The following is a 9035-nucleotide window of genomic DNA, read 5'->3' as shown; positions in this document are numbered from 1 at the left end:
TGCGGCGCCCCTGACCGCTCACACATATTAAAAACTTATTTTTCCTTGTCTTCTTTCCCGGGGGGGGGGGGGGGGGGGTGGGGGGGGGGGGGGGGGGGGCCCCCCCCCCCCCGGGGGCCCCCCCCCCCGCTCCCACGTTTATCCCTCTTCCAGGCATTCGGCGAACAAGAAAATGATAACCCCCAGCCACTTCTCCCCCGACCACCCGGTCCCCATTCATCACCGCCAGTTCGGCGCCCGTGACCTGTTCTCGTTGTGGTTCTCCCTCGGCATCGGCCTGATGGTGTTGCAGGTCGGCGGCTTGCTGGCACCGGGGCTGGGCCTGGCCGGGTCGCTCCTGGCGATCGTGCTGGGCACTGCGGTGGGCGTGTTGCTGCTGGCCTCGGCCGGGGTGATCGGCAGCGACACCGGGCTGTCGGCCATGGCTACCTTGCGCCTGACCCTGGGCAGCCACGGCGCGCGCCTGCCGGCGTTGCTCAACCTGCTGCAGCTGGTGGGCTGGGGCTCGTTCGAGATCATCGTCATGCGTGATGCCGCAAGCCTGTTGGGCGCGCGGGCCTTCGGCGAGGGCAGCGGCTGGAGCAGCCCGCTGCTGTGGACGCTGTGCTTCGGCGCGCTGGCCACCTTGCTGGCGGTCAGCGGGCCGCTGGCGTTCGTGCGCAAGGTGCTGCGCAAATGGGGTATCTGGCTGCTGCTGGGCGCCTGCGCCTGGCTGACCTGGAACCTGTTCGCCAAGGCCGACCTCGCCGACCTGTGGCGCCGCCCCGGGGATGGCTCGCTGTCGCTGGCGCTGGGTTTTGACATCGTCATTGCCATGCCGCTGTCGTGGTTGCCGCTGATCGCCGACTATTCGCGTTTCGGCCAGCGTGCCAGCCGGGTGTTCGGCGGCACGGCGCTGGGCTTCTTCATTGGCAACGCCTGGCTGATGAGCCTGGGCGTGGCCTACACCCTGGCCTTCGCCCCCAGCGGTGAGGTCAATGCGCTGCTGCTGGCGCTGGCCGGCGCCGGGCTGGGCATCCCGCTGCTGCTGATTCTGCTGGATGAATCGGAAAACGCGTTTGCCGACATTCACTCGGCGGCGGTGTCCACCGGGCTGCTGGTCAAGGCCAAGGTCGAGCACCTGGCCCTGGCCATCGGTGTGCTGTGCACTCTGATCGCACTGCTGGCGCCACTGGCCCAGTACCAGAACTTCCTGCTGCTGATCGGTTCGGTGTTCGCGCCGCTGTTCGGCGTGGTGCTGATGGACCACTTCGTGATCCGCCGTCGGCGCCTGCCGGCGCGGGTCGACGGGCTGCACTTGCAGGCGCTGCTGGCCTGGGCGGTGGGGGTGGCCACTTATCACCTGCTGGCGGCCGAGGCGCCGGAGCTTGGGGCGACCCTGCCGGCACTGCTGCTGGCAGGGGTGTTGCACGGGCTGCTATCGCTTAGCCGCGCCCGGGAAACAGCTCGGGCCTGAGCACACCGTTCAGGCGCGGGTAGGGGATTTTCAGCTCGACGTGGCCCATGGAGTAGGGCGCGATGGCATACACCTCGTACTTCACCACCACCGCGCCGTAGGTCAGGGCGATGTGTGGCGAGCGCTTGAACGGCCAGGTCTTGACGAACTCGGGGTCCTTGTCCACGCCGGTGCTGATCTGCCAGGCGCGGTGGGACTCCTCGACGGTCTTCCAGAAGGTTTCCTGCTGCCCGGGCAGCAGCATGTCGTCCAGGCTCAGCACCTTGTCCAGCTTGCGCGAATAGTTGATGAAGCCGCGCCCAGGCATGCCGTGGGCACCGCCGGTGTCGAGGTAGCTCGACAATTCGATGATCACCAGGCCGTCATGCTGTTCGCGTACCTTGGCTTGCAGGTAGCTGCTGTTGCGCTTGTCGGCGTTGGCCAGATACTGCTGTTCATAGGCCTGCAACGAGGCCGGCGGGGTACCGCGCTGGTTGTCTTCGGTCAGTTGCAACAGGCGTTTTTCGACGATGGCGTCGAGCTTGGGCAGGGCCGGGAAGTGCACGGTATCGATGTTCACCAGCGGGCAGTCGCTTTCGCTGCAGCCGGGCTTGATGTGCTCCCAGGCGTCGCGCTTGACCTCCAGCGGGGCCCGGTAGTTAGGGGTGAACAGGCTTTGGCAGGCGCCGAGGGCAAGCGCCAGTACAGCCACGGAAGTCAGTTTGACGAGGGTCATGTCGGCTCTTTGAAAGCGGTGATGATCGGCCTTGGACCGCCTGCGCGGCCTTCAGTTCGCCACTAAGCTATCAGAGAGCGCGGCGCCTGTCCCGGCTGCGCGAACGGTCGGCACAAGGGGGTGAAACCGGGCGGCACGCAGAGTAGGATTGCGCGATGCGGTAAACGAGGTAATGAGGAGTTTGCATGACGGACACGTTGAATTCGGCACCGACCCAGGTCGAGATCGCCAAGCGCGAGCTGCTGTTCAAGGGCTTTTACAAGCTCGACAAGCTGCACCTGCGCCATGAGCTGTTTGCCGGTGGCATGAGCCGCGAGTTCACCCGCGAGCTGTTCGTGCGCCACGACGCCGTGTGCGTGCTGCCCTACGACCCGCAGCGCGACGAGGTGGTGCTGATCGAACAGTTTCGCGTCGGCGCCATGGGCAAGGTGGCCAACCCCTGGCTGATCGAGATGGTCGCCGGGCTGATCGACAAGGACGAGCAACCCGAGGAAGTCGCCCACCGCGAAGCCGAGGAAGAAGCCGGCCTGACCTTCAGCGCGTTGTGGCCGATGACCAAGTACTTCCCGTCACCAGGCGGCAGCGACGAGTACGTGCACCTGTTCCTGGGCCGTTGCGTCAGCGAGGGTGCCGGCGGCCTGCACGGCCTGGAAGAGGAGAGCGAGGACATTCGCGTGCGGGTATGGTCGTTCGAGGACGCCCTGCAGGCGGTACGTGACGGGCGCATCTGCAACGCGGCGGCGATCATCGGCCTGCAATGGCTGGCGCTGAACCGTGACGAAGTCCGAGGTATGTGGAAGTGAACCTGCTGCGCGAGCGCTATCGGGTCGACCTGGTCGGGCTGCAATCAGCCTGCGAGGCCAACTACGCCCGGCTGATGCGCCTGCTGCCAGACATGCGCACCACGCAAAGCTCGCGGCGCATCGGTATGACCCAAGGCGACCAGATGCTTGGCGTGCTGGTGCTGGAAGTGGCGCTTGCCTGCCCGTACACCACGACATTGAAGGTGCGCCAGGAGCACAGCCTGCCGTGGCTGCCGGTGCCGGAACTGGAGGTGCAGGTGTACCACGACGCGCGCATGGCCGAGGTGGTCAGTGCCGAGCACACCCGTCGGCTGCGCAGCATCTACCCGTACCCCAACACCGCCATGCACCAGCCGGACGAAAAGGCCCAGCTCAACCTGTTCCTCGGTGAATGGCTGAGCCACTGCCTGGCCTGCGGCCATGAGCTGGAAGCGGTGCGTTAAAATGTGACGCGGGTCGGGTTGGAGTATTTGCTCCAGAACGATCCGCCGCCATAATCCGTGCTGAATCCGCCCGAGGAGACGGCCGTTGCCGCAACAACATTCCTTCCCGTCACCCGTCCATGTGGTGCAACTGACCGACGCTCACCTGTTCGCCGATCCGGCAGGCAGCCTGCTGGGCCTGAAAACCCGTGACAGCCTGGCCCACGTCATCGGGCAGGTACGCCGCGAGCAGCCGCGCATCGACCTGCTGCTGTGCACCGGCGACCTGTCCCAGGATGCCAGCGTGGCTTCCTATGAAGCCTTTCGCGATTTGACCGCTGTGTTCGATGCGCCGACGCGCTGGCTGCCGGGCAACCATGACGAGGCGCAGGTGATGGCTGCCGTGGCGCCGGAGCTGGTGCAGGCTGTGACCGATATCGGCGCCTGGCGCATCGTCATGCTCGACTCGGCGGTGCTCGGTTCGACCTTTGGCCTGCTGGCCGAGAGTCAGCTGCAAGTGCTGGACGAGGCCCTGGCCACGGCCGGCGAGCGCCACTGCCTGCTGTGCTGCCACCACCAGCCGGTGGATATCGGCTGCGCCTGGATGGCGCCGATCGGCTTGCGCAATGCCGACGCGCTGCTGGCGCGGGTAAACAGTTATCCACAGGTCAAGGCGGTGCTCTGGGGGCATGTGCACCAGCACTGGGACCAGTTGCGCGAGGGTGTGCGCTATCTGGCCACGCCGTCGACCTGCATCCAGTTCGCCCCCGGCAGCGAGGATTTCAAGGTCAGCCAAGAGCAGCCGGGCTACCGCTGGTTGCGCCTGCACGATGACGGGCGGTTGGACACCGGCGTGGAGCGGGCGCTGGATTATGTGGTGAGACTGGACTTCGACAGCCCGGGTTATTGAGCGCTCGCAGTCCCCTGTAGGAGCCGGCTTGCCGGCGATGGCGTCGGCAGCCACGGCGCAAGGCACGCCAGGCCTCATCGCCGGCAAGCCGGCTCCTACAGGATCGCGCGCAGCCTGGGCCCAGCGCGGTCCCTGTGGGAGCGGCTTTAGCCGCGAAGCAGGCGCCACGGTGGATGGCACCGGCTTTGCCGGTGATCGCCGGCAAGCCGGCTCCTACAGGATCGCGCGCAGCCTGGGCCCAGCGCGATCCCTGTGGGAGCTATAGCCGCGAAGCAGGCGCCGCGGTGTATGGCACCGGCTTTGCCGGTGATCGCCGGCAAGCCGGCTCCTACAGGATCGTGCGCAGCCTGGGCCCAGCGCGATCCCTGTGGGAGCGGCTTTAGCCGCGAAGCAGGCGCCACGGTGTATGGCACCGGCTTTGCCGGTGATCGCCGGCAAGCCGGCTCCTACAGGATCGTGCGCAGCCTGGGCCCAGCGCGGTCCCTGTGGGAGCGGCTTTAGCCGCGAAGCAGGCGCCACGGTGGATGGCACCGGCTTTGCCGGTGTTCGCGGCTGAAGCCGCTCCTACAGGGGCGGTGTACAACCAAAGGTGCTTTTTGAAGAATTTGTGTCGAAAATCGCGTCGGTGAACCAATGCCCCTCGAACAAGCTACACTGCGCGTCTTTGCGCGCGGGGGCAGCATGTCGGGTTCCATCCTCTATATCCATGGTTTCAACAGCTCGCCGCTGTCGACCAAGGCGCGCCAGCTCGAGGCGGTGATGGGCCAGCTTGGCCTGGCTGACCGGCTGCGCGTGCCGGCCCTGCACCACCACCCGCGCCAGGCCATGCAACAGCTCGAAGCGGCGATCGCCGAGCTGGGCGCGCCCTTGCTGGTCGGCAGCTCCCTGGGCGGCTACTATGCCACCCACCTGGCCGAGCGCCACGGCCTCAAGGCCCTGCTGGTCAACCCGGCAGTCGCCCCGCACCGGCTGTTCGACGGCTACCTCGGCACCCAGCGCAACCTCTACACCGACGAAGCCTGGGAGCTGACCCACGATCATGTTGATGCCCTGGCCGAGCTTGAGGTGCCGCCGCCGGTGGATGCCGCCCGCTATCAAGTGTGGTTGCAGACCGCCGATGAAACACTGGACTATCGCCAGGCCCAGCATTATTACCAGGCCTGTGCCCTGCGTATCCAGGCCGGTGGCGACCACAGCTACCAGGGCTTTGTCGCGCAACTGCCAGCACTGCTGGCCTTCGCCGGTATTGCCCGCGGGCAGTATGCGGCGCTGGATTTTTCTGTATTTTGAGCTTTTTCGCATTCACCAGACTGACGACGAGACCCCATGGCCAATCCCAGCGCTAGCGCCTATAACGCAGACGCCATCGAAGTCCTCTCGGGCCTTGACCCGGTCCGCAAGCGGCCGGGCATGTACACCGACACCAGCCGGCCCAACCACCTGGCCCAGGAAGTCATCGACAACAGCGTCGACGAAGCCCTGGCCGGCCACGCCCGCTCGGTGCAGGTGATCCTGCACGCCGACCACTCGCTGGAAGTGTGCGACGACGGCCGCGGCATGCCGGTGGACATCCACCCCGAAGAGGGCGTGTCGGGGGTCGAGCTGATCCTCACCAAGCTGCACGCCGGCGGCAAGTTCTCCAACAAGAACTACCAGTTCTCCGGCGGCCTGCACGGCGTGGGCATTTCGGTGGTCAACGCCCTGTCGACCCAGGTGCGCGTGCGCGTCAAGCGTGACGGCAACGAGTACCAGATGACCTTCGCCGACGGCTTCAAGGCCAGCGAGTTGGAGGTGGTGGGCACGGTGGGCAAGCGCAACACCGGTACCAGCGTGTACTTCAGCCCCGACCCCAAGTACTTCGATTCGCCGAAGTTCTCCATCAGCCGCCTCAAGCATGTACTCAAGGCCAAGGCCGTGCTGTGCCCGGGGCTGTCGATCAGCTTCGAAGACAAAGGCACCGGCGAGAAGATCGAGTGGCACTACGAGGACGGCCTGCGTTCGTACCTGGTCGACTCGGTCAGCGAGTTCCAGCGCCTGCCCGACGAGCCGTTCTGCGGCAGCCTTGCCGGTAACAAGGAGGCGGTCGACTGGGCCTTGCTGTGGCTGCCCGAGGGCGGCGACAGCATTCAGGAAAGCTACGTCAACCTGATCCCCACCGCCCAGGGCGGCACCCACGTCAACGGCCTGCGCCAGGGCCTGCTGGATGCCATGCGCGAGTTCTGCGAGTTCCGCAACCTGCTGCCGCGTGGCGTCAAGCTGGCCCCTGAGGATGTGTGGGAGCGCATCTGCTTCGTGCTGTCGATGAAGATGCAGGAGCCGCAGTTCTCGGGCCAGACCAAAGAGCGCCTGTCCTCCCGCGAGGCGGCGGCGTTCGTCTCGGGTGTGGTCAAGGACGCCTTCAGCCTGTGGCTCAACGCCCACCCCGAAGTAGGCATGCAACTGGCGGAGCTGGCCATCAGCAACGCCGGCCGGCGTCTGAAGGCCAGCAAGAAGGTCGAGCGCAAGCGCATTACCCAGGGCCCGGCACTGCCCGGCAAGCTGGCTGACTGCGCAGGCCAGGACCCGATGCGCGCCGAGCTGTTCCTGGTCGAGGGTGACTCGGCCGGTGGCTCGGCCAAGCAGGCGCGGGACAAGGAATTCCAGGCAATCCTGCCGCTGCGCGGCAAGATCCTCAACACCTGGGAAGTCGACGGCGGTGAAGTGCTGGCCAGCCAGGAAGTGCACAACATCGCCGTGGCCATTGGCGTCGACCCGGGCGCCACCGACCTGTCGCAGTTGCGCTATGGCAAGGTGTGCATCCTCGCCGACGCCGACTCCGACGGCCTGCACATCGCCACCTTGCTGTGCGCGCTGTTCGTCCAGCACTTCCGCCCGCTGGTGGAAGCTGGCCACGTGTATGTAGCCATGCCGCCGCTGTACCGCATCGACCTGGGCAAGGAAATCTACTACGCCCTGGACGAAGCCGAGCGTGACGGCATCCTCGACCGCCTGGTGGCCGAGAAGAAACGCGGCAAGCCGCAAGTCACCCGATTCAAGGGCCTGGGCGAAATGAACCCGCCGCAGCTGCGCGAAACCACCATGGACCCGAACACCCGTCGGCTGGTCCAGCTCACCCTGGATGACCTGCAGGGCACCACCGAGATCATGGACATGCTGCTGGCCAAAAAACGTGCGGGCGACCGCAAGAACTGGCTGGAGACCAAGGGCAACCTGGCTGAGGTTCTGGTTTGATTCGCCCGTTGCTGGCGGCCTGCCTGGCGCTGTGCGCTTTGCCGGCGCTGGCCGGCGACTGGCCGGAGCTCAAGCTCACCAGCGAGCATGTGGTGGACGGCATGCGCGGCGGCAACCTGTCGGGGCTGGCGCAGTGCCGTGGTGCGCTGTGGGCGGTGTCCGACCGTGACGACGACCGCATCTACCGGCTGGACCAGGGTGCAAGCGCCTGGCAGGCCGAGCCGCTGGCGTTCAGTGCACCGCCAGCGCCCGACAGCGGCCTGCCCTGGGGGGTGAAGATCCGCACCTGGGCGGCCTCGTTCGTGCGCGGTGGGGCGCTGGACTTCGAGGGCCTGGCCTGTGACCAGGCCGGCAACTTCTACGTGGTCAGCGAGGCGCAGACGGCGGTGCTGCAATTGCCGCTCGAGGGCGAGCCTGACTGGCTGAAAATCGACCAGGCCATGCTGCGCCAGGCCCGTGCCAGCGGCATGCTGCTGAATTTCAACGCCTTGTTCGAAGGCCTGGCGATCAGCCCGGCGGGTGACCGCCTGTGGCTGGCTGCCGAGCGCGAACGCCGCGGCTTGCTGGCGGTGCAACGCCAGCAGTCGGTATGGACCTGTGCTGCCAGCTGCGTGCTGCTCAGCGAGGCGGGCCTTGAAATGCAGCCGGCACAGTTCCCCGGCGCCCGCCCGGTGTCGCGGGATTTCGCCGACCTGGCCTGGTTCGAGCACAAGCTGTTCACCCTTGAACGCAACGCCTATCGCATCTGCCGGCGTGACGCCGACAGCGGCGTGGTGGAGCGCTGCTGGTCGTTCGCCGCCGATGCGCTGGTGGAGACGCGGCGTTACAGCCAGCCCTACGGCCTGGCCGAGGCGCTGGTGATCGACAAGGACGGCGCCTGGGTCGGGGTGGACAACAACGACCAGCCGCGCGCCGATGGCGAGGTACGCCCGGTCGTCTGGCGCTTCGCAGCGCCCGCCGGCGGCTGGAGCGCCAACCCTTGAGCCAGCCACCGGGCAAGCGTGCGGGCCGGGTACTGATGGTCGTCGCCTGGGCGGCGGCGATGTTCCTCGCCACGCGCTTTTTCGGCCAGTGGGAAGACCGCCAGCAGAACCCCAACAGCGTGGTGCAGAGCCAGCAGGGCGACGGCTTCATCGAGGTGCGCCTGCTGAGCAACGGCCAGGGCCACTTCGTCGCCGACGGTGCGATCAACGGCCAGGTGGTGCATTTCATGCTCGACACCGGTGCCACCGACGTGGCCATCCCCGAGTCGCTGGCCCGCGACCTTGACCTGGCGCGCGGTGCGCCGGTGGTGCTCAGTACTGCCAATGGCCGTACCGAGGGCTACCGCACCCGCCTGGACACCCTGCAGCTGGGCGATATCCAGCTGCGCGACGTGCGTGCTCTTGTAGTCCCCGGCCTTGATGGCCAGGCGGTGCTGCTGGGCATGAGCGCCCTGAAACAACTTGAATTCACCCAGCGCGGCGGCACCATGCTGCTGCGCCAGAACCTGAAATGA

9 protein-coding genes are annotated in these 9035 nt (G+C 66.7%); 8 read left to right on the top strand and 1 reads right to left on the bottom strand.

Annotation, left to right across the window (positions count from 1 at the left end; translation table 11 throughout):
* Nucleotides 1-172 precede the first annotated feature (172 nt).
* Nucleotides 173-1456, top strand: coding sequence for a putative hydroxymethylpyrimidine transporter CytX (gene cytX / locus ACI2KK_RS15140; RefSeq protein ID WP_404669497.1), 1284 nt, complete (start codon nucleotides 173-175; stop codon nucleotides 1454-1456).
* On the opposite strand, the gene ACI2KK_RS15135 is transcribed toward cytX, so the two are convergent.
* On the bottom strand, nucleotides 1425-2171 hold the full coding sequence (locus ACI2KK_RS15135) for an RsiV family protein (RefSeq protein WP_404669496.1): 747 nt from the start codon (nucleotides 2169-2171) through the stop codon (nucleotides 1425-1427). The genes cytX and ACI2KK_RS15135 overlap by 32 nt on opposite strands.
* Nucleotides 2172-2356: 185 nt before the next feature.
* Here ACI2KK_RS15135 and ACI2KK_RS15130 point away from each other — a divergent pair, with 185 nt between their 5' ends.
* The 7 genes from ACI2KK_RS15130 to ACI2KK_RS15100 all read left to right on the top strand — a co-directional run bounded on the left by ACI2KK_RS15130 (nucleotide 2357) and on the right by ACI2KK_RS15100 (nucleotide 9035).
* Complete coding sequence (locus ACI2KK_RS15130; RefSeq protein ID WP_404669495.1) at nucleotides 2357-2974, top strand: NUDIX domain-containing protein; 618 nt, start codon at nucleotides 2357-2359, stop codon at nucleotides 2972-2974.
* Nucleotides 2965-3417: a DUF1249 domain-containing protein gene (locus ACI2KK_RS15125; RefSeq protein ID WP_217840586.1), complete on the top strand. Its 453-nt coding sequence runs from the start codon at nucleotides 2965-2967 to the stop codon at nucleotides 3415-3417. The genes ACI2KK_RS15130 and ACI2KK_RS15125 overlap by 10 nt, the downstream gene beginning before the upstream one ends.
* Before the next feature lie 85 nt (nucleotides 3418-3502).
* Nucleotides 3503-4306 (top strand): 3',5'-cyclic-AMP phosphodiesterase, encoded by an 804-nt coding sequence (gene cpdA, locus ACI2KK_RS15120; protein WP_404669494.1) that lies wholly within the window; start codon nucleotides 3503-3505, stop codon nucleotides 4304-4306.
* A gap of 681 nt (nucleotides 4307-4987) precedes the next feature.
* On the top strand, nucleotides 4988-5596 hold the full coding sequence (locus tag ACI2KK_RS15115) for a YqiA/YcfP family alpha/beta fold hydrolase (protein WP_404669493.1): 609 nt from the start codon (nucleotides 4988-4990) through the stop codon (nucleotides 5594-5596).
* 36 nt (nucleotides 5597-5632) lie between these two features.
* Nucleotides 5633-7537, top strand: coding sequence for a DNA topoisomerase IV subunit B (gene parE / locus ACI2KK_RS15110; protein WP_217887328.1), 1905 nt, complete (start codon nucleotides 5633-5635; stop codon nucleotides 7535-7537).
* Nucleotides 7534-8520: an esterase-like activity of phytase family protein gene (locus tag ACI2KK_RS15105; RefSeq protein WP_404669492.1), complete on the top strand. Its 987-nt coding sequence runs from the start codon at nucleotides 7534-7536 to the stop codon at nucleotides 8518-8520. Before parE ends, ACI2KK_RS15105 begins: the two co-directional genes overlap by 4 nt.
* On the top strand, nucleotides 8517-9035 hold the full coding sequence (locus ACI2KK_RS15100) for a TIGR02281 family clan AA aspartic protease (RefSeq protein ID WP_404669491.1): 519 nt from the start codon (nucleotides 8517-8519) through the stop codon (nucleotides 9033-9035). The genes ACI2KK_RS15105 and ACI2KK_RS15100 overlap by 4 nt, the downstream gene beginning before the upstream one ends.

Source organism: Pseudomonas sp. NPDC089406 (assembly GCF_044900265.1).
Taxonomy (GTDB): domain Bacteria; phylum Pseudomonadota; class Gammaproteobacteria; order Pseudomonadales; family Pseudomonadaceae; genus Aquipseudomonas; species Aquipseudomonas fakonensis.
The sequence above is the reverse complement of the archived record's forward strand: the minus strand, read 5'-3'. Positions and strand labels throughout refer to the sequence as shown.

Coding starts and splice junctions, on each gene's coding strand:
- ACI2KK_RS15135 (WP_404669496.1), bottom strand. CDS start 2,171: ATGACCCTCGTCAAACTGACTTCCGTGGCTGTACTGGCGCTTGCCCTC.
- cytX (WP_404669497.1), top strand. CDS start 173: ATGATAACCCCCAGCCACTTCTCCCCCGACCACCCGGTCCCCATTCAT.
- ACI2KK_RS15130 (WP_404669495.1), top strand. CDS start 2,357: ATGACGGACACGTTGAATTCGGCACCGACCCAGGTCGAGATCGCCAAG.
- parE (WP_217887328.1), top strand. CDS start 5,633: ATGGCCAATCCCAGCGCTAGCGCCTATAACGCAGACGCCATCGAAGTC.
- ACI2KK_RS15115 (WP_404669493.1), top strand. CDS start 4,988: ATGTCGGGTTCCATCCTCTATATCCATGGTTTCAACAGCTCGCCGCTG.